Genomic DNA, 20,830 nt, shown 5'->3' on the forward strand with positions numbered 1-20,830 from the left:
CGAATTCCCAAGGCGGCCCGAATCCGGGGCCGCTTTCCGCTTTTGAAAGGCAACCGATGTCCTGGACTGACGAGCGCGTAGAACTGCTGAAGAAAATGTGGGGCGAGGGCCAGTCGGCCAGCCAGATCGCCAAGGAACTGGGCGGCGTGACCCGCAACGCGGTGATCGGCAAGGTCCACCGTCTGGGCCTGTCCAACCGCGCAACCGGAGCAACGCCCGCCAAGGCTGAGCCAAAAGAAAAACCGGCACCCGCCCCCAAGGCCGAGGCGAAACCAAAGCCCGCCCCCAAGACCGAACCCGCGCGTCCGGCCCCTGCCCCGGCAGCGGAGACGAAGCCCGCGGTTCCCGCCCGTCGTCAGATTATCCCGGCGGGTCAACCTCTGCCGCCGCAGCCTTCGGCGAATGAGATCAGCCCCGAGGCGCTGGCCAAGGTCAACGAGGTTGAGAAGAAAGCCAAAAAGCTGACGCTGATGGAGCTGACCGAAAAGACCTGCAAATGGCCCGTCGGCGACCCCGCGACCGAGGATTTCTGGTTCTGCGGCCTGCCGGTTGAAGCGGGCAAGCCCTACTGCGAGGCGCATGTCGGCGTGGCCTTCCAACCCATGAGCTCGCGCCGCGAACGCCGTCGGTGATTTGGAACGCCAGAACCGTATTTCTATTCTGGAATGTGGGAAGGGTACGGGGTTTCTCCGAGCCTTTTATCAGATGTGTTGCTAAGTCAAAACAACTCAAGGCGCAACGAACACTTACGAGAAAAACACCCTCGCAGCTATCTGCAAGGGTGTTTTAGATCGGGGCGTCGGATGCGCAGACGAAGTTGCTGTTCGTTGCGGCGGTGTAAATAGTTGCCTTGATTTAACAGGCCCAGCGTGCAGAGGTCGGCTGATCGCAGCCAGAATTACACAGCTATTGTACGCATGCATCAGTGTTCTACGAGTCTTTGATCTCTCATCTTCTTCATTCGCAAACTACATTCATTGTCAGTCCTCGTGTTCTTGTAGGTGGCGAAAATGTACCCTCCCGCCAACCGGGTCGAACCTGACACCTCAATGAAATAACCTTCGCTGACTTGCTCAAAAAACTCGAAACTTGTGGCGGAAAAGCTTCCGGTTACCAAAAAACCCGTTATGTCTTTAACGCCGAAGCTCACACCCCGTGATTTACCGGAAAGCCTGCCGTTTCGAGTTTGCTCAAAATAGTAGATATAACGACCAGACCCAAAACTACATCGAAGGGTCGCATACCATTTCCCGGATAAATTGGGCACCTGGGGCTTGTAGCCGTTCGAAGTAGAGAATTGAGAAATTATGACGTCATCTGGAAACGACGTTGACTGTGTTCTTTCAACTTCCGCCACAAGATGGCCGTACCCGATTTCACAAAATGCGCAGATCGAAAAGACGAAACCCAAGATCGATCCTGCAAACACCTTGCTTGCTCCATAACTCTTGTCTGTCTAACTTCGTACCATATTTGTAGCGTAGGGTAACGACAGCTTCTCTATTCCCTGCCATCCGCGTCCAACCTGAACGACGAAGTGATGTTTATCGCCAAAACGATCGGAAAGTCTTGTTCTACAAACCTTGGGCAAACCTAGGTTAGTCTCATCATGTCTACTTTCCGAGTCGAACACCGAACCTTCGTGCAGTTTGCCATTAGCAAGAAAGGGTTCGAACCTGACATTGAAGTGTCAGTGATCTTGGAGCCGAGGGCACATGATCGGCGTCTTACTGCGCCGGATGGGATGGTAGATCCGGTTCAGGTTGCCAGCCCGGCACATCTTCGGGCGCGACCGAGGCGTGCAGGTGTTCGGACTGGTCCTTGCCCACTATCCGTCTTTTGCGCAGAAGAAAAATCTTGCCCCACCCGCGCCACGTCCCAACCGAAGCCCCCTGAGCATTGGTAGGAAAACGAACGCGCCATCCCTCCGGCAGCGGCAGCCCGTGCCGCTCGGCCTTGTCCAGCATCCAGATGAGAGAGATGTTGCTGAGGGCGCGCGCCTCTTCGTAGCCGTTCAACTGACCACCCACATCGCCATGGGTGCCCCGAAACCAAACCTGTTCGACATGGCCTTTGAACTCGGGCGTGCATTTCCAAAGGACAGGCTCATAGACCTCGCGGGTCTCATTCAGGGCCATCGCGTGATATCCGTGGCGGATTGCGCGGCCCAGCTGATGATTGTGGAAGGCGTGCTTTTCCTCGGCCCAACGCCATAGCAGCGGTAGGCGCAGACCAAGCGCTTTGACCGTGTCCCACACCCCGACCATCTCAATTGCCACATCCTCATGGCAGAATTTGCGGCGGAAATCGCGGGCCGCCGTGCCACTCGGGTTGCATTCATAGTGGCGGTAGGCCTGCTTGATGTTCCGCTCGGTCGCGTGTTCCGCCTTCAACAAGCCGATCATGTCGATCACACCCGCAAGGCTGCGAACACCGTAGGCCCCACGGGAATACCCTATAAAGTAAATCCGGTCTCCGGGTTTGTAGCGCGAGGCCAGATAGCCATAGGCCCGACGGATCTGCCGATTGATCCCCCGCCCCATCATCACATCGAGCGAAGACTTCCAGCTTTCCCACTGCACGCCAGCCTCATAAAACACGGAAACCTGAGGCCCCATTTCCTGACACAGGCGAAACGTCTGCCCGGCATGGGTTTCGAAGCCAGGCTCCAGCGTCGACATTGTTCCGTCCAGAATGACAACATGGCTGATCGGCTCACGGTGCAGCGCTTCGGCGGAATGCTCTGAGCGTAAGGGCCGCCCGAGCCATCCAAGAACCTTTCTGCTTAACCGTGACAGAATCATATCTCAGCCACTCCTGTACTCTGCGAGGGCGCGCGCGCGTCTCAGCATTGCGCCTCCCTGACCTTCAAGGTGCATCGGCAACTGAGGCCTATGCGCCCATATCCCGCCTCTGTTCAACCGCCGGTCCATAACTTGCCTGCGCGCTGGTAGAGGCGAGGTATACTCAAGGATGGGTATCATCCGCATTCCGGACAAGAGATCCAACGAAACCGTGAGACGTTGAAGCATAGCTGCAAGACTAAGCGGGCATTTGGGCATCATCATGACTAAGGCGTGCGGCATGCGTGACCTCATGGATACAGCCACCATATGTCTGAATATATTACGAAAGCTCAAACGCATTGCAAAATTCCCGAAACCGACTGACGACAAATCACGAAACGAGCAGTGAAGCCGCATCTTGTCGGGTCGCATCGTCTCGTGACTGCACGCTACAAGTGTAGCTGAACAACCCAGTGGCCGTCTGTGGCCTGGTTCACGGTTAAGGCGGACCGAATGCCTTGTGGATTTGAGTGCAAAGCCTTCCCCTTTTGCCATCCTTTCGCTATTGCACGCACTAACCCAAGATTGATGACGCAGGACGCACCCCATGGCGATGGAAAAGACATTCAACGCGGCCGAGGCCGAGGCCCGCATCTACGAGGCCTGGGAACAGGCCGGAGCCTTCGAGGCAGGCGCGAACAAATCGCGTGACGAGAGCTTTACCATCATGATCCCGCCGCCCAACGTGACAGGTGCTTTGCACGTGGGCCACGCGTTCAACAACACGCTGCAGGACATCCTGATCCGCTGGCACCGCATGCGCGGGTTCGACACGCTCTGGCAACCGGGTCAGGACCACGCGGGTATTGCGACGCAGATGCAGGTGGAAAAGATGCTGGCCGCCACGCAGCAACCGGGACGGCGCGAGCTGGGCCGCGAGAAATTCCTTGAGAAGGTCTGGGAATGGAAAGGTGAATACGGCGGCACGATCATCGAGCAGTTGAAGCGTCTCGGCTCCTCCTGCGACTGGTCGCGCAACGCCTTTACGATGGCCGGGGCGGCGGGCGATCCGCGCACGGGCCATGAGAACTCGGCCAATTTCCATGACGCTGTGATCAAGGTCTTCGTCGACATGTACGAAAAGGGTCTGATCTATCGCGGCAAGCGGCTGGTCAACTGGGATCCGCATTTTGAGACCGCGATCTCGGACCTCGAAGTCGAGAATATCGAAGTCGCTGGGCACATGTGGCACTTTAAATACCCGCTGGCCGGTGGCGAGACCTACACCTATGTCGAGAAGGACGAGGACGGGAATATCGTGCTTGAGGAAGAGCGCGACTATATCTCGATCGCCACGACCCGCCCCGAAACCATGCTGGGCGACGGCGCGGTTGCGGTTCACCCCTCGGACGAGCGCTATGCGCCCATTGTCGGCAAGCTTTGCGAAATCCCGGTTGGTCCGAAAGAGCATCGCCGTCAGATTCCGATCATCACTGATGAGTATCCCGACCCCGATTTCGGCTCAGGCGCGGTGAAAATCACCGGTGCGCATGACTTCAACGACAACATAGTCGCCAAGCGCGGCGGCATCCCGATGTACCGCTTGATGGACACCAAAGGCGCGATGCGGGCCGATGGTGCGCCTTACGCCGAAGAGGCCGACAAGGCGCAGGAATACGCGCGTGGGCGCGCGTTCACCGAGAACGAGATCGACGCGATCAACTTAATCCCCGACCACCTGCGTGGCCTCGACCGGTTCGAAGCGCGTGCGAAGGTCGTCGAGGAAATCACCGCCGACGGTCTGGCCGTTATGACCCGTGCGGACGATCCGCGTCTGGGTTCAACTGCACTGAAGCCCGATCATGAGGGCGCGGACAAGCTGGTCCCTCTGGTCGAAAGCAAACCAATCATGCAGCCCTTCGGCGACCGCTCAAAAGTGGTCATTGAGCCGATGTTCACCGACCAATGGTTCGTCGACGCGGCCAAAGTCGTCGGCCCCGCGCTGGATGCGGTCAAGGACGGTACAGTCAAGATCATCCCCGAATCGGGCGAGAAAACCTATTACCACTGGCTGGAAAACATCGAACCCTGGTGCATCTCGCGTCAGCTTTGGTGGGGGCATCAGATTCCGGTTTGGTATGGCCTCGATCTCTCGGCTGAGAACTTCAAGGACGACGAAAACGACGGCGACCTTGATCTGGTCGAATTGGGCCGTTTGCTGAACGAAGGAGGCATGTTGCATCGTGGCAATGTCATGGAATGCGCTGCTAGCCTTGAAGCCGTCACCGAGAAATTCCTCGACGACAACGCAAACATCCCCAGCCCGCTGAGCCACGCGACGGTTGTCGAAGTCGCCGACAAGCAGGAAGCGATTCATCAGTTCGCCGAAAGCCTTGCTCAATACGCGGTCGAACAAGACCCGACCAAGCTGGTCTATCCGGTTTGGCGCGACCCGGATGTGCTCGACACATGGTTCTCCTCCGGCCTCTGGCCCATCGGTACGCTAGGCTGGCCCGAACAGACCGAGGAACTGGAACGCTATTTCCCGACGGACGTTCTGGTTACCGGTTTCGACATCCTGTTCTTCTGGGTCGCCCGGATGATGATGATGCAACTGGCCGTGGTCGATCAGATCCCGTTCCACACCGTCTATCTACACCAGCTCGTCCGCGACGAGAAGGGCAAGAAGATGTCAAAGACCACCGGCAACGTCATTGACCCGCTGGAGATCGTGGACGAATTCGGCGCCGACGCGCTGCGCTTTACCAACGCCTCGATGGCGGCGATTGGCGGCGTGCTGAAACTTTCCCGCGAACGCATCACCGGCTACCGGAACTTCGGCACCAAGCTGTGGAACGCCGTCCGCTTTGCTGAGATGAACGAGGTCTTCACCGACGCCGTCCCACAACTGGATGTGGCCGACCTGAAGCCCACGGCGGCCGTGAACCGCTGGATCATCGGCGAAACCGCCCGCGTGCGGGAAGAGGTCGACGCTGCGCTAGAAAGCTATCGCTTCAACGATGCCGCCAATGGGCTTTATGCCTTTGTCTGGGGCAAAGTCTGCGATTGGTATGTGGAGCTGTCGAAACCGCTACTGCAAGGCGACGATACCGAGGCACAGGCCGAGACCCGCGCCACCATGCGCTGGGTTCTGGATCAGTGCATGGTCCTGCTGCACCCGATCATGCCCTTCATCACCGAAGAGCTTTGGGCTCTGACCGGCACCCGCGCCAAGATGGTCGTCCACGCCGACTGGCCGACTTACGCCGCCGCCGACCTGATCGACGCCGACGCGGATCGTGAGATGAACTGGGTGATCTCGGTGATCGAAAATACTCGCTCGGCCCGTGCGCAGATGCGGGTTCCGGCGGGCCTCTACGTGCCGATGTTGGTAACCGAGATCGACAATCACGGCCAAGCCGCATGGGACCGTAACGAAGCACTGATCAAACGTCTGGCGCGGATCGATAGTCTGACCAAGGCTGACGAGCTGCCAAAAGGCACCATCTCGATTGCCGCTCCGGGCGCGAGCTTCGGCCTGCCTCTGGCGGACATCATCGACGTCGGCGCGGAAAAGGAACGGTTGGAGAAAGCCAAAGGCAAACTGGCAAAGGAACTCGGCGGTCTGCGGGGACGTCTGAACAACCCCAAATTCGTGGCCTCGGCCCCGGAAGAGGTGGTTGAGGAAGCCAAAGCCAACCTTGCTGCTCGCGAAGAAGAAGAGGCCAAGCTGAACGAAGCCCTCGCTCGTCTGGCCGAACTCGCCTGACCTTCTTCTCGTTCCAAATACGGAAATCCAGACCTCACCACCCGAGCCGGTGGTGAGGTTTTTCTTTGCCCTCAGAGCTTTCCCCTTGTTCGCGCCAGCCTGCGCTTGTTAGCACTTCGGAGCAACAACTCTCCGAGGCCCCTATGGCACGACCTTTCCCTCCGATGCAGACCGTCTCAACCGGACTGGTAGTCGCCATTGTCGGGTTCTTCAGCTCGTTTCCCATCGTGCTGCAAGGGCTGGCTGCAATGGGCGCATCAGCTGCCCAAGCTGCCTCGGGCCTGATGAGTGCTGCGATTGCCATGGGGCTGGCCGCGATTGTTCTCAGCCTGCGCTACCGGCAACCCATCAGCGTGGCCTGGTCTACCCCCGGAGCGGCGTTGCTGGCGGTTTCGGTTACCCCGGCCGCAGGCTTCTCAGGCGCAATCGGAGCCTTCCTCTGCGCCGGAGCCTTGACGATTCTGGCCGGACTTTGGAAACCCTTGGGGCGTCTGGCCGCTGCGATCCCGACCACTCTAGCGCAGGCGATGCTCGGCGGAGTGCTGTTGCCACTGTGCATTGTCCCGTTCAAAGCAGCTGTTGAGCTACCCTGGCAGGCCCTGCCCGTGATCCTGACATGGTTCATCGCCGGACGTCTCAACCGGCTGTTTGCTGTTCCCGCAGCCGTAGTCGCCGCAGCGCTGGTGGTTGTGTTCAGCGCCGAAGGTGCATCCGTCCGGCCCGAGGCCTATCTGGCCGCGCCGGTCTGGACGATGCCCTCATTCTCGTTTGCGTCAGCGATCGGCATCGGCCTGCCGCTATTCGTCGTCACAATGGCAACCCAAAACATCCCCGGCATCGCCGTGATGCGCAGCTTTGGCTACACACCCGCACCTGGCAAGCTGTTTTCCTCCGTCGGAGGGGCAAGCATGTTGTCGGCCCCATTTGGAGCCCCTGCCACCTGTCTGGCGGCCATCACCGCCGCGATGTGTTCGAACGAAGACAGCCACCCAGACCGTAGTTTGCGCTATTGGTCAGCAATTATGGCAGGTGTGTTCTACTGCGTCTTCGGTATCTTCGCCGTGGCGATCACAGGCTTTGCCGCCCATGCCGACCCGCTACTTATGGGCACGCTGACCGGCGTGGCCTTGATCGGAGTGATGGCCAACGCCACCTTCGCAGCACTCGAAATACCCGCCGAGCGCGAAGCCGCAATCCTGACCTTCGCCATCACGGCCTCAGGGATCACGGTGTTCGGTCTGGGCGCTGCGGTCTGGGGCTTGATGGCTGGGGGCGTCGCCTACATCTTGACCACCAAACTGCGATGATCCCTTTCTCCCCGCGCCTGAAAAAGCTATCCTGCACCCATGTTCGGATCGCTTGGAAAATTGGTAGAACGCCAGATCAAGAAGGCTCAGGCCGAAGGTCAATTGCAGGGTCTTGAGGGCGAAGGTGCGCCTCTGCCCGATCGCTCAGGCGAAGCGCAAAGCGATCCCGCCATTGCGGCCGGCCATCGGATCATGGCGCAAGCCGGGGTACTGCCCGAGGAGTTCGACATCAAAAAACAGTTGGACGAGGCCCGTAAACAGTATGCCGGATTGACCGATCCCGAGGCCCGCAAAGCCACGATGTCAAAGATCGCCGATCTCGAGATGCGCTACAACATGGCCCGAGACGCGCGGCGCGCCTTTATGCGGTGATCACTTGAACTCGGGCTTTCGGCCTTGCATCTGCGCCATAACGACCTCCATCTGGTCGGGTTTTCCAATCAGATCTACCTGTTCCGAAGACTCGGCCAGCAACACATCGGCGCGCGGATTGGTTTCGGCAAAGTCTATGAGCCGCTTAGCGGCACGGATGGCCGAGGGGCTTTGTGAGGCGATGTTTTCAGCCAAGGCCAGTGCTTCGGTCTGCGGATCGTCGGACAGCCTGGTGACCAAGCCCCACTCGGCCGCCTGTGCAGCCCCAATGGGACGCGCGGTATAGGTCAGCAGCCGCAAAACGTCTGAGCGGACCAGTTTCGGAAGCAGAACCATGCCCCCCATATCGGGAATGATACCCCATTTCATTTCCATCACCGCCAGCTTCGCCTCGGGGTGGGCGATGCGGATATCCGCGCCTAGGGCAATCTGCAGGCCGCCCCCATAGGCCGCGCCTTGGATCGCGCAGATGACAGGAACGGGGATGCGCCGCCAGATCAGGGCCAGTTCCTGCATCTCGTTGGCGTCTTCATGGCTGCGGGTCATCAGCCATTCGGTCGGGTCCAAATGGGCCATCTTCGCAAAACTCGCCATGTCGAGACCGGCACAGAAGCTTTTGCCCTCACCAGATAGGACAACAGCGCGGGCGTCTGAGGCCGCGACCTCTTGCCCAGCGGCCAGCAGCGCCTTGATCATCGCCTCGTCCAGAGCATTCATCTTGTCGCCGCGCGTGAGCGTGACATGAGCGATGTGATCCTTGTACTCGACAGATACGCGCGCCATTCCGGACCTCCTTGATTTGCAGTCTTTACAAGACTGCCCCGAATGTGCGTGCAGTTCCACCGCGACGTTGAGGCATGCTGAGGCTCGGGCTTGCAGCAACCCGCACGGTGGGCTTATCTGCGCCTATGACCAAACCTCGCTACACATCGCTCGCCCAATCCCTGCCCGCAACCGTCCCGTTTGTGGGGCCGGAAACGCAGGAGCGTCAGCGCGGTGCCCCCTTCAAGGCACGGCTTGGCGCGAATGAAAGCGTGTTTGGCCCCTCGCCTCGCGCCATCGAAGCGATGCAACGGGCTGCCGGTGAGATTTGGATGTACGGCGACCCCGAGAATCACGATCTGCGCAATGCTTTGGCCGCACATCACGGTGTTGCCCCCGAGAATATCGTGGTGGGCGAAGGCATTGACGGGCTATTGGGCTATCTGGTGCGGCTGTTAATCGGGCCGGGTGACACGGTGGTGACTTCAGACGGGGCCTATCCCACATTCAACTACCATGTGGCGGGTTTCGGAGGTGAGTTGCACAAGGTTCCCTATCGCGACGATCACGAAGACCCCGCAGCTTTGTTTGCCAAGGCCGCAGAGGTTAATGCCAAGCTGGTCTATCTGGCAAACCCCGACAACCCGATGGGAAGTTGGCATTCGGGCGCCGATATCGTGGCCGCGATGGAGGCTCTGCCCTCAGGATGCCTGCTGGTTCTGGACGAGGCCTATGTCGAATGTGCGCCGGACGGCACTGCTGCGCCTGTTGCCGCCAATGATCCGCGCGTGATCCGGATGCGGACGTTTTCGAAAGTGTATGGAATGGCAGGCGCGCGGGTCGGCTATGCCATCGGTGCCCCCGAATTGATTGCGGCGTTCAACAAGGTACGCAACCATTTCGGTATGAACCGGGCTGCACAAGCTGGAGCACTGGCGGCACTTGACGATGGCGCTTGGCTGTCAGAGGTGCAGGCCCGGATCACTGAGGCGCGGGATCGTATCGGGCGTATTGCGCAGGCCAACGGTTTGATCCCGTTGCCTTCGGCCACGAATTTCGTTGCGATTGACTGCGGGCGTGACGGGGTGTTTGCGAAGGCTGTTCTGGACTCGCTGGTCGAACAGGGTGTGTTTGTGCGGATGCCATTTGAGGCCCCGCAGAACCGCTGTATCCGGGTGAGTTGTGGTGGAGAGGCAGAGATGGCGGCTTTTGAAGCGGCCCTGCCATTGGCCTTGGCGCAAGCTCGGGCGGTATAGGGGGGCCGTCTGCCCCCCAATCGCGCCAAGGCGCGATTCCCCCCGAGGATATTTTCAGCCAGATGAGGAGGCGGATCGGCGCTATGTGGCCAATGTGGCGGCGGCGGCTTCCAGCGCGCCTTGGCCGCGGTGGATATCAAGTGCCGCCATGGCGGTTTCGATGCCGCCCAGCATCGCCATGACCATCTGCGCATTGACGTGCCCCATATGGCCGAGGCGGAAGCAACCGTCCCAGTCCTCCATCCCCAAGCCGATACCCAGTGTCAGGCCAACCTGATTTTCGGTGTAGTTGCGCAGCGGCGTGCCGCGCCCCTCGGTCAGGCGTAGGGCGGTGACCGCATGGCTGCGATGGGTTGGGTCGGCGACGTTGAAATGAAGCGCTCCGCCTTGCGCCCAGACATCGCAGGCGGCCCAGATGGCTTTGGCGAGGCGCTCATGGCGGGACCAGACGTTTTCGAGACCCTCACCGTGGATCAGGTCCAGCGCGGCGCGCAGCCCGTAGAGGTGATGGGTGGGCGCGGTGCCATTGAAATACTGATAGAACAGCTCGGGGTTGGCGCGCGGTTGCCAATCCCAATATTGCGAAACGCGGGGCATTGCGGCGCGTTTCGCCTGCGCTTTGTCGTTGAAGAAGACAAAGCCGGTGCCCGCCGGGGTCATAAGGCCCTTTTGGCAGGCTGTCACGGTGACATCGACTCCCCAAGCGTCCATCTCGAACCTATCGCATCCCATCGAGGCGATACAGTCGGCCATCAGGAGTGCGGGGTGGTTCAAGTTATCAAGCAAAGCGCGCAAGGCTGGAATGTCATTTCGGATCGAGGTGGAGGTATCCACGTGGACGGCAAGCACGGCCTTGATTTTGTGCTCTTTATCGGCGTTCAACGCCTCGGCGATGCGGTCGAGATTCCAGGGTGAAGACAAGCCGAAGTCTATCAGGTCGACCTTGGCACCGATCCCCTCAGCCATCTCGGCCCAGCCATGGGTGAAACGACCCGAGGCTGGGGCCAGAACGGTTTCTCCGGAGGCGATCACATTCGACAGCGCGGCCTCCCACGTGCCGTGGCCGTTGGCGATATAAATGGCGACGTCGTGCTTGGTACCAGCCACGCGCTTGAGGTCCTGCGTCAGCGCGGGCATCATCTCGATCAACGCGCCATCGTAGATGTTGGGAGACGGGCGGTGCATAGCCTGCAGCACCGCGTCGGGCATCACCGAAGGGCCGGGAATGGCCAGATACTCGCGCCCATGCACGAGGGAGGTTTGGTTTTTCATGAGGGTAACCTGCTTAACTTGAGGCCTACCCTAGCGTTTCGCCTTGCGGCGTCAATCCGTCAGGTGGGTCGCCTCACGCGCAAGCGCTTCGATCCCGGACCAGTCGCCCTCTTGAACCATCTGCTTTGGCGCGACCCAGCTGCCACCGGCGCAGACCACGTTGGACAACGAAAGGTAGTCGCGGGCATTCGAGGGCGATACGCCTCCCGTGGGGCAGAAAGTGATCTGAGGCAGGGGCGCCCCTATGGCTTTCAGGGCCGGTGCGCCGCCCGAGGCCTCGGCGGGGAAAAATTTCAGCATGTCATAGCCCTTTTCCAGCAGGGCCATCGCTTCAGTCGCAGTGGCCGCGCCAGGTAGAAGGGGCAGGCCTTCGGCTTCGCAGGCGGCGATCAGGGCATCGGTCGCGCCGGGCGAGACGCCGAACTGCGCGCCAGCCTCTTTGGCGGCGCGGACGTCTTCGGGAGTGACCAGCGTGCCTGCGCCCACGACGCCTCCTGACACAGCGGCCATGGCGCGGATCACGTCCAGCGCGGCAGGGGTGCGCAGGGTGACTTCGAGCGCGGGAAGACCGCCTGCGACCAGCGCCTTGGCCAAAGGCCGAGCGTGGGCGGCGTCGTCCACGACCAACACCGGAACTATGGGGGCCATCGCGCAGATCTCGCGAGTACGTTGGGTTTTGTTCATGGGTCAAACTCCGAAAATACTGGCACCTGTGTCGGCGGACCCGACATTCTGGCGGAACGCGCCGAAGAGGTCGCGGCCGACGCCGTGCTGGTTTGCAGACAGATCAGCGGTCGCTGGGCTGCGGTCAAGGACGCCGGGTGTGAGGATTTCAAGCTCACCCTTGACCGCATCGACGCGCAGCAGATCACCGTCTTGCAGATAGCCGATGGCACCACCGTCCAGCGCCTCGGGGCAGACATGGATGGCGGCGGGAACCTTGCCCGACGCACCAGACATGCGGCCATCGGTGACCAGAGCGACCTTTTGGCCCCTGCCCTGAAGGATCGACAGTATCGGCGTCAGCGAGTGCAGCTCGGGCATACCGTTGGCCTTCGGACCCTGGAACCGAACAACGACGATGACGTCATCAGTGAACTCCCCGGCCTTGAAGGCGGCTTTGACATCGTTCTGGTCGTGGAACACACGGACGGGCGCTTCGACCACCTGATGTTCGGGTGCCACGGCCGAGACCTTCATGACGCCCGTGCCCAGATTTCCGGTCAGGCGCGAAAGGCCACCGGTAGGCTGGAACGGGTCCTTGGCCGGGCGCACAATCTTTTCATTCAGGCTGTGACCAGCGCCGTCTTCCCAGACCAACTCGCCATCTTTCAGCTTGGGTTCTTTGGTGTAGTTGTGAAGCCCCTGCCCCGCGACGGTTAGTGTGTCGGGGTGCAACAACCCATCGTCCAACAGGGTGCTTATGGTAAAGCCCAAGCCTCCAGCGGCGTGGAAGTGGTTCACATCGGCCAGACCGTTGGGATAGACCCGCGCGACCAGAGGGACCACTGCGGAGATGTCGGAAAAATCCTCCCAATCCAGAACGATACCGCCTGCGCGCGCCATGGCGATCAGGTGGATCAGCAGGTTGGTCGAACCGCCCGTGGCCATCAGGCCAACGATACCATTGACGAAGGCGCGTTCATCGAGGATCTGACAAACTGGTGTGTAGTGATTGCCCAACGCGCTGAGAGACAGGGCGCGGCGCGCGCCCTCCTCGGTCAGGGCATCGCGTAGAGGCGTGTTGGGATTGACGAAACTTGAGCCCGGCAGGTGCAGGCCCATGAACTCCATCAGCATCTGGTTGGTGTTGGCGGTGCCATAGAAAGTGCAGGTGCCGGGGCCGTGATAAGCTGCCATTTCAGCCTTCATCAGGGCGTCGCGACCAACCTCTCCGGCAGCGAATTGCTGGCGCACCTTGGCTTTTTCGTCATTCGGTAGACCGCTGGTCATGGGTCCTGCGGGCAGGAAGACGGCCGGCAGATGGCCAAAGGCCTGCGCGCCGATGATCAGGCCGGGCACGATCTTGTCGCAGACCCCAAGAAACACCGCCGCGTCATAGGTGTTGTGGCTGAGAGCCACGCCCGTCGCCAGCGCGATCACATCGCGCGAGAACAGCGACAGCTCCATCCCCGCCTCGCCTTGGGTTACGCCGTCGCACATGGCGGGAACCCCGCCTGCGACCTGTGCCGTGCCACCTGCCGCGCGGATCGCTTGGCGGATCAGTTCGGGATAGCGCTCGAACGGTTGGTGGGCCGATAGCATGTCATTATAGGCGGTGACGATACCAAGGTTGCCAGCCGTCCCGGTCGCCATCGAGTTCTGATCCTCACCCGCACCGGCATAGGCATGCGCCTGACCGCTGCAGGACAGATGCGCACGGGCGGGGCCTTTGGATTTGGCCTGTTCCATCCGCTCAAGATGCGGGCCGCGCAGGTCGGCGCTGCGTTCGATGATGCGTTTAGTGACGTCCGAAATAACTGTATTGACCATGATTACCCTCCGATCTGACGCCAGCGGCGTCCATCGCGATGCATCAGCATCAATGCTTCTTCGGGCCCTGAACTGCCCTGATCGTATTTTGCGGGCTTGTCGCCACGCTCTTCCCAGCCGCGAATGATGGGATCAACCCAGGCCCAGGCGGCCTCGGCCTCATCGCCGCGCATGAACAGGGTTTGATCGCCGCGGATCACATCCATGATGAGGCGTTCATAGGCGTCGGGCGATTGGGCACCATCGCCCAGCGCATCGGCAAAGCTCATGTCGAGCGCGACGTCGGACAGACGGAACCCGCCCTGCCCCGGTTCCTTGATCGTAGTGCGCAGAGTGATGCCTTCGTCCGGCTGCAGGCGGATCACCAGAACATTGCCGTGCAGAGGCCCGACGTTGGGGAAAATCGTATGCGGTGGGTCGCGGAAAAACACTGCAATTTCGGACTCGCGCGCCCTCAGGCGTTTGCCGGTGCGCAGGTAGAACGGCACGCCCGCCCAGCGCCAGTTACCGATATGAGCCTTCAAAGCTATGAAACTTTCGGTGCGGCTGGCGGGATCTCCGACATGATCGAGGTAACCATCGCCGCCCTTGTCTGTGCGATACTGACCACGCGCGATATCCTTCGGCTCGACTGGCTCTAGCGCTTCGATCACCTTAACCTTTTCATCTCGTACCGCGTTAGGCGCGAATTTCGAAGGCGGCTCCATCGCGGTCAGACAGAGAAGCTGCACCAGATGGTTCTGGATCATATCCCGCATCGCGCCGGATTGGTCATAGTAAGCACCGCGCCCTTCGACCCCGACAGTCTCGGCCACGGTGATTTGCACGTGATCGACATGGGTCGCGTTCCACAGCGGCTCGAACAGGGAATTGGCAAAGCGCAGCGCCATCAGGTTCTGCACGGTTTCCTTACCCAGATAGTGGTCGATCCGGTAGATTTGATGCTCTTCGAAACAGGCGCGTAGCCCCTCGTTTAGCGCCTTGGCCGAGGCCAGATCATGACCGAAGGGCTTTTCCACCACGATCCGGCTATCAGGCGTGGCAAGCCCGTGATCGTTCAGACGCTGCGCAATGCCTGAGAACAGGCTCGGTCCGACCGACAGATAGAAAGCCCGCACCACATCCGGGCGCAAGGCTTTGGCCAGATCGGCCCAGCCCGCATTGCCCAGCGCATCCACCGGCACATAGTCAACATGGGTCAGGAAGCGATCCAGTGTTTCCTTGTCGTAACTCGGAGCGAATTTTTCCATCGACGCGCGCAACTGGTCCCGAAACCCGTCACTGTCCATGTCGGAGCGGGCAGTCCCAATGATCCGCGCATCCTCCGGCATCTGGCCCATTTCAAACCGATGATACAGCCCCGGCAAGATCTTGCGCTGCGCCAGATCGCCCGTCGCGCCAAAAAGCACGAGGTCGAACGGGTCTACCGGGATGACGCGTGAAACCATGATCAGCTTCCTTTTATGCTTCCTGCCCCAAGAAACAGAACCTCAGTCGCGATAAGGGTCGCTGGTGCGGCCCTGAATGTTATCGCTAACATTTCCACGGTTGGATACGGAACCTTGAAATAAAAATCAAGCCCGGAATCCCCAATAGGCCGACTGATGGGTCACGATTGCGACCGCAACCACTCCATTACCGCCGGGCGCACGGATTGCTCACCACGATGACGCGCATCCGCGATGATCTTGCGGACTTCCTGCAGGTTCGATCTCAGCAAAAGGCTTTTGACCGGTCCGATCGAAGCCGGACGCATTGACAAGGTGCGGATACCCATCGCCGCAAGACACAGTGCCTCAACCGGGCGACCGGCATCTTCGCCACAGAAACTCAGCGGTGTATCCGAGATACTGCAGCGTTCCACGATCCGCTCAATGAAGCTGAGGAAACTGACGTTCAACGTGTCATATCGGCGGCGCACCAGTTCGTTTTCGCGGTCGGCGGCAAAGAAGAACTGTTTCAGGTCGTTGCCCCCGATCGAGATGAAATCCACCTCGTCAAAGAACTTTTGCGGTGAGAACGCCAGCGACGGCGTTTCCAGCATCGCCCCCACTTCGAGCGTTTCCGGCAGGATATGGCCAAGACGCTTTTCACGCTCGATGGTTTTGTTGACCTCCCAACGGGCCTCGCGGAACTCCTCGGCCTGCGCAACGAAGGGGAACATGATGGTCAGTGGGCGGCCATTGGCGGCGCGCAACAGGGCCTGCAGCTGCATCCGCATCACGCCGCGCTTGTCCAGGCCCACGCGGATCGCACGCCAGCCCAGCGCCGGGTTCGGTTCCGCCACGTGCTTCATATAGGGAAGAACCTTATCCGATCCGATATCGAGGGTCCGGAACACTACGCGTTTTTCTCCGGCCGCGTCCAGAACCCGCTGGTATTGGGTCACCAGCTCAGACCGTTTCGGCATCTGGTTACGGATTAGGAATTGCAGCTCGGTCCGGAACAAACCAACCCCTTCCGCGCCCGAGTTCCCGAGCGAGGGAAGATCGGCCATCAGGCCCGCATTCATCGCCATGATGATCCGCGCGCCATCCTGCGTAACGGTTGGCGTTTCCCGGATCGAAGCATAGCGCTCCTGTGCTTTGGCCTGCATCGCGATCTTGTCGCGAAATGCGCTGACCACAGAGTCTTCAGGGCGCAGATGGACAACGCCGTTGTCCCCATCAACAAGGATGTGGTCGCCGTTCAAAGCCTCGGTCGTGATCCGCCCAACGTGTACGACCAAAGGGATCGCCAGCGCGCGAGCAACAATCGTGGCATGGCTGCCAACCGAGCCTTCTTCAAGCACGATCCCCTTCAGGGACCGCCCATATTCCAGCAGGTCTCCGGGGCCGATATTGCGGGCGATCAGGATCGGATCGGGCGGCAGATCGGCGCTGTCGGTCTTGCCCTGCCCCGTAAGGATGCGCAGCAAGCGATTGCTGAGGTCATCCAAATCCGCCAGCCGTTCCCGCAAATAGGGATCGGTCACCTGCCCCATACGGGCACGTGCCTGTGATTGCTCTTTCTCGACCGCGGCCTCGGCGCTGAGACCGAGGGCGATGTCTTCCTCCATCCGCCGCATCCAGCCCTTGGAATTGGCGAACATGCGGTAGGCTTCCAGGACTTTCAGCTGCTCTTTGTCGCCGTTCTGCGAGATTTCGAGCATCTTGTCGACGCCGACACGCAGCTCCTCGACCGCCTCATTCAACCGCTCGCTTTCGCGGTGCGGGTCTTCGGCAATCGGGTTGGTCACGACAACGCGCGGCTCGTGCAGCCAGACATGCCCTTCGGCAGACCCTTCCTGCGCCGGACCGCCGGTCAATTGCACAGATTGCTGGTGCAAGGGAGACAGGGCCGCGCCTTCACCGACAAAGGCACCCAGTTCGGCCATCTCAGCCAGAACCATCGCCACCACTTCCAGCGCATAGATCTCATCGGCGGAGAATTCACGCGCGTCACGGGACTGCACCACCAGAACGCCCAGTTTCTGACCGAGCCGCTGTACCGGCACCCCGAGGAATGAGGAAAAGCGCTCCTCGCCCGTTTCCGGCATGAACCGGAAGCCTTTGGCCGCGGGCGCATCCGCCGTGTTCACAACCTTGCCGGATTTGGCCACCCGGCCCACGAGACCTTCGCCCAGACGCATCCGTGTCTGGTGGACGGCTTCGGGCGATAGGCCCTCGGTCGCGCAAAGCTCAAGGGTTTCTTCGTCACGGAACAGGTAGATCGAGCAGACCTCGCAACGAATGCTATCGGCAATCAGCTGCGTGATGCGGTCGAGACGCTCCTGACCGGCCGCCTCGCTCGCCATTTCCTCACGCAGCCGAACCAGCAGCTTGCGGGATTCTGTTTCCGTACCGTCCGCCATGGCCCAACCCAATTAGTGCGTCAGGCGAAACCTTTGGCTGATCAGCTTAGGCCGCCTTGTCCAGTTCAAAGGCATCATGCAGTGCCTGAACAGCAAGTTCCATGTATTTCCTGTCGACGAGGACGGAAATTTTGATCTCAGAGGTTGTAATGACCTTGATGTTGATCCCCTCATCCGAGAGAACCTTGAACATCTTGGCCGCAACACCCGATTGCGATCGCATGCCGATGCCCACCACCGAAACCTTGCAGACGTCTTCGTCGGCCACCAGCTCGGCATAGTTCAACTCACCCGCATCCTTGATCGCCAGCAGCGCCTTTTCGGCCCGCGCGACCTGATCGGTCGGGCAGGAGAAGGTCATGTCGGTACGCCCTTCGTCCGAGATGTTCTGGACGATCATATCCACATTCACGCCCTCATCGCTGAGCGCGGTGAAGATGATCGAGGCGATGCCGGGGCGGTCGGCCACGGAAACGACGGTCATCTTGGCTTCGTCGCGGGAATAGGCCACACCGGCCACAACATTGGATTCCATGATATCCTCCTCGTCGCAGACCAGTGTACCGGCCTCGTCGGATTGTTCTTCGAAACTTGAAAGAACGCGCAGTTTCACCTTATAGCGCATCGCCAGCTCGACCGAGCGGGTTTGCAACACTTTCGCGCCCAACGACGCCAGTTCGAGCATTTCCTCGAACGAGATCCGGTCCAGCTTGCGCGCCTTTTCGCAGATACGCGGGTCGGTCGTGTAAACGCCATCGACATCCGTGTAGATGTCGCAGCGCTCAGCCTCGAACGCGGCAGCAAAGGCCACGGCGGTCGTGTCCGAGCCGCCACGGCCCAGCGTCGTGATCCGGCCTTCGGGGCTGATACCCTGGAAACCGGCAACCACGGCCACTCTCATGCCTTCGCCGAACTTCTGGTTCAGGTTATCGGTCGGAATTTCCTCGATCCGGGCCGAGGAATGCGCTCCATTGGTCAGCAGCGGCACTTGCCAGCCCTGCCAGCTGCGCGCCGGAATTTCCATCTCCTGCAACGTCAGCGCCATCAGACCCGCAGTGACGTTTTCGCCAGACGACACCACAGCATCATACTCGCGGGCGTCGAACAGCGGCGAGGTCTCGTTCACCCACCCCACCAATTCGTTGGTTTTGCCGGACATTGCCGAGACGATGACAATGACGTCATAGCCCTTTGCCACCTCAACGCCGATGCGTTTCGCCGCGCGGCGGATGCGGTCAAGATTGGCAACCGATGTGCCACCGAATTTCATCACGAGTACGGGCATGGGGGCAAGTGTCTCCGCGCCTTGGATTTAAAGTCCCGAGCCTCATATGCGAGGGGGACACCAAGAGCAAGGGGCGCTGCATAACAGATATTGCGTCAAGGGGCCGCTTTACTTTCCGAAAACGCAATGTCAGCCTAGCGCTAAAGCAATTCCAAGAGGTTATTCATGCTTCGTTTCGCAACCGTCCTTGCCGTGATCGCATCCCCAGCCCTGTCCCAGCAGGCCAGCGTGGCTGGCACCGATGGACAGAACGCGCTGGGTACGGTTCCCTGCGCCGGCAGAGCCGGAGATCCGCTGCAAAGCTGCAATGCCGAACTGCGCCGCCGCGATGATGGCACCGCAACATTGGCCGTAATGTTGCCCGGCGGTGATGTTCGCAGAATTTACTTCACCGATGGCATTCCGGATTCCAGCAGCTCGCCCTCACCGATCAACCATGAAGTTCGGGGCGATATCATGGTGATCTTCATCGAACCCGGTGAGGTCTATGAACTGCCCAAGGCCGCGCTGAGCACTCAGTAAGCGTGGGGTTTGCCATCATAGGTTTCAAAACAACCTGTGTTGTCCAGCGACAGCGCATCGAAACGCTCCATCAGGCCGGCGACTGCCTGATCCACATGGATGTCAGCCGCTGAGCCACCCATGTCGGTCTTCACCCAACCGGGGTGATAAATGCCCACTGCAATCCCATCCGCCTTTAAGTCGGCCGCCAGATTACGCCCCAAATTCAACGCCGCCGCCTTGGAGGCGCGGTAGATGTAGCTGCCGCCCGGCGCGCGGGTGTGCGAGGCCATCTGAGACGACATGATCGCAATCCGTCCGCCAGCCGCGCGCAGATTGGGCAGCAATGACTGCACAGTCAGGAAAACGCCAGTTACATTGGCCGCAAAACTCTGCGCCCACATCTCGGCGGGGTAGTCATCAATGCTGTGACCTTTGTCCAAATAAACGCCTGCATTGCAAATCAATAGGTCGACGGGCTGCCCTTTTAGCTGGTCAGCCATGGCCGCTTGATGCGCCGGATCGGCTACGTCCAACTGAACCTCGGCGCTGCCATCACGCGCAGTTCCCGTGACGCCATGACCCTGCGAGCGATATCGCTCCGCCAGAGCCCATCCAATTCCCCGATTGGCTCCGGTAATCACGATATGCATAGGTCAGTTTGTCTTTCTGCTGGGAATAAAGGGCAGTGGCGCAACCGGCACCCCGTCTTCGATCAGGGATTTCGCCTCATCCGGTTTCACTTCGCCATAGATCGAGCGCTCGGGTGCCTCGCCCAGATGCATCTTGCGCGCCTCCGAGGCGAAGTCATGGCCCACATAGTCCGAGTTTTCTTCGACCTTGCGGCGCAGTTCGGCCAAGACACGTTCAACTTCAGTAGGGGTGCTGGTCACGTTGATATCATCCGACGACGGTTTTGGCATTTGCGCCGTCTTCTGGGCATCCCGCGCAGGCCGGACACGCGGAGTCATGATCGCCTTTTCAACATGCGCACATCCACATACCGCGCATGTCACCATGCCCGAGGCTGCCAGCTTGTCGTAGGCTTCGGCAGATTGGAACCAGCTGTCGAAACTATGGCCCTTACTGCACTTCAACGCGTACTGAATCATGGTCCTTCCAAAATGTCGGTTGGCGAATAGATACCGACCGAAACTCCAATATCAAGTCTCTC

General features: G+C 60.0%; 16 protein-coding genes. 6 read left to right on the forward strand and 10 right to left on the reverse strand.

All coding sequences use genetic code 11. From position 1 onward, the window contains the following. Window positions 1-56: 56 nt before the first annotated feature. On the forward strand, window positions 57-632 hold the full coding sequence (locus ACR0J4_RS04920; protein ID WP_170640343.1) for a GcrA family cell cycle regulator: 576 nt from the start codon (window positions 57-59) through the stop codon (window positions 630-632). A 1,095-nt stretch (window positions 633-1,727) separates the two neighbouring features. On the opposite strand, the gene ACR0J4_RS04925 is transcribed toward ACR0J4_RS04920, so the two are convergent. Beyond that, window positions 1,728-2,804 carry a T6SS phospholipase effector Tle1-like catalytic domain-containing protein gene (locus ACR0J4_RS04925; protein ID WP_170554602.1) on the reverse strand — a complete coding sequence of 359 codons (1,077 nt, stop codon included), beginning with the start codon at window positions 2,802-2,804 and terminating at the stop codon, window positions 1,728-1,730. A gap of 589 nt (window positions 2,805-3,393) precedes the next feature. On the opposite strand from ACR0J4_RS04925, the gene ACR0J4_RS04930 reads away from it, so the two are divergent. The 3 genes from ACR0J4_RS04930 (at window position 3,394) to ACR0J4_RS04940 (ending at window position 8,234) form a co-directional block, all read left to right on the forward strand. Further along, window positions 3,394-6,555 carry a valine--tRNA ligase gene (locus ACR0J4_RS04930; RefSeq protein ID WP_170640345.1) on the forward strand — a complete coding sequence of 1,054 codons (3,162 nt, stop codon included), beginning with the start codon at window positions 3,394-3,396 and terminating at the stop codon, window positions 6,553-6,555. A 143-nt stretch (window positions 6,556-6,698) separates the two neighbouring features. Then, window positions 6,699-7,862, forward strand: coding sequence for a benzoate/H(+) symporter BenE family transporter (locus ACR0J4_RS04935; RefSeq protein WP_480668313.1), 1,164 nt, complete (start codon window positions 6,699-6,701; stop codon window positions 7,860-7,862). Between the two features lie 39 nt (window positions 7,863-7,901). Further along, window positions 7,902-8,234 (forward strand): DnaJ family domain-containing protein, encoded by a 333-nt coding sequence (locus tag ACR0J4_RS04940; protein ID WP_170640347.1) that lies wholly within the window; start codon window positions 7,902-7,904, stop codon window positions 8,232-8,234. Here the strand turns inward: ACR0J4_RS04940 and ACR0J4_RS04945 are convergent, their stop codons facing one another. Then, window positions 8,235-9,017: a crotonase/enoyl-CoA hydratase family protein gene (locus ACR0J4_RS04945; RefSeq protein WP_170640350.1), complete on the reverse strand. Its 783-nt coding sequence runs from the start codon at window positions 9,015-9,017 to the stop codon at window positions 8,235-8,237. A gap of 125 nt (window positions 9,018-9,142) precedes the next feature. Here ACR0J4_RS04945 and ACR0J4_RS04950 point away from each other — a divergent pair, with 125 nt between their 5' ends. Next, the gene (locus ACR0J4_RS04950; protein ID WP_170640351.1) at window positions 9,143-10,252 is read left to right on the forward strand and encodes a pyridoxal phosphate-dependent aminotransferase; all 1,110 of its coding nucleotides are present in this window, start codon (window positions 9,143-9,145) and stop codon (window positions 10,250-10,252) included. An 81-nt stretch (window positions 10,253-10,333) separates the two neighbouring features. Here ACR0J4_RS04950 and ACR0J4_RS04955 read toward each other — a convergent pair whose 3' ends face one another. The 6 genes from ACR0J4_RS04955 to ACR0J4_RS04980 all read right to left on the reverse strand — a co-directional run bounded on the left by ACR0J4_RS04955 (window position 10,334) and on the right by ACR0J4_RS04980 (window position 19,155). Next, complete coding sequence (locus tag ACR0J4_RS04955; protein WP_170640353.1) at window positions 10,334-11,524, reverse strand: aminotransferase class V-fold PLP-dependent enzyme; 1,191 nt, start codon at window positions 11,522-11,524, stop codon at window positions 10,334-10,336. Window positions 11,525-11,575: 51 nt separating this feature from the next. Beyond that, window positions 11,576-12,208: a bifunctional 4-hydroxy-2-oxoglutarate aldolase/2-dehydro-3-deoxy-phosphogluconate aldolase gene (locus ACR0J4_RS04960; protein WP_170640355.1), complete on the reverse strand. Its 633-nt coding sequence runs from the start codon at window positions 12,206-12,208 to the stop codon at window positions 11,576-11,578. A 3-nt stretch (window positions 12,209-12,211) separates the two neighbouring features. Further along, the gene (gene edd / locus ACR0J4_RS04965) at window positions 12,212-14,017 is read right to left on the reverse strand and encodes a phosphogluconate dehydratase (protein ID WP_480668314.1); all 1,806 of its coding nucleotides are present in this window, start codon (window positions 14,015-14,017) and stop codon (window positions 12,212-12,214) included. Window positions 14,018-14,019: 2 nt separating this feature from the next. After that, entirely contained in the window at window positions 14,020-15,465 is a 1,446-nt protein-coding gene (zwf, locus tag ACR0J4_RS04970; RefSeq protein WP_170640357.1) for a glucose-6-phosphate dehydrogenase, read from the reverse strand. Window positions 15,466-15,626: 161 nt separating this feature from the next. Next, the gene (gene ptsP, locus ACR0J4_RS04975; protein ID WP_170640359.1) at window positions 15,627-17,870 is read right to left on the reverse strand and encodes a phosphoenolpyruvate--protein phosphotransferase; all 2,244 of its coding nucleotides are present in this window, start codon (window positions 17,868-17,870) and stop codon (window positions 15,627-15,629) included. A 46-nt stretch (window positions 17,871-17,916) separates the two neighbouring features. Further along, the gene (locus ACR0J4_RS04980; protein WP_170377908.1) at window positions 17,917-19,155 is read right to left on the reverse strand and encodes an aspartate kinase; all 1,239 of its coding nucleotides are present in this window, start codon (window positions 19,153-19,155) and stop codon (window positions 17,917-17,919) included. A 165-nt stretch (window positions 19,156-19,320) separates the two neighbouring features. Here ACR0J4_RS04980 and ACR0J4_RS04985 point away from each other — a divergent pair, with 165 nt between their 5' ends. Further along, entirely contained in the window at window positions 19,321-19,677 is a 357-nt protein-coding gene (locus ACR0J4_RS04985) for a hypothetical protein (RefSeq protein ID WP_170640361.1), read from the forward strand. On the opposite strand, the gene ACR0J4_RS04990 is transcribed toward ACR0J4_RS04985, so the two are convergent. Together ACR0J4_RS04990 and ACR0J4_RS04995 are read right to left on the reverse strand one after the other, a co-directional pair. Next, entirely contained in the window at window positions 19,671-20,309 is a 639-nt protein-coding gene (locus ACR0J4_RS04990) for an SDR family NAD(P)-dependent oxidoreductase (RefSeq protein ID WP_170640363.1), read from the reverse strand. The two genes, ACR0J4_RS04985 and ACR0J4_RS04990, sit on opposite strands and share 7 nt — an antisense overlap. Before the next feature lie 3 nt (window positions 20,310-20,312). Beyond that, window positions 20,313-20,768, reverse strand: a complete 456-nt coding sequence (locus ACR0J4_RS04995; RefSeq protein ID WP_170471911.1) for a DUF1178 family protein — start codon at window positions 20,766-20,768, stop codon at window positions 20,313-20,315. Window positions 20,769-20,830 lie beyond the last annotated feature (62 nt).

It is taken from the genome of Ruegeria sp. B10, assembly GCF_056539825.1.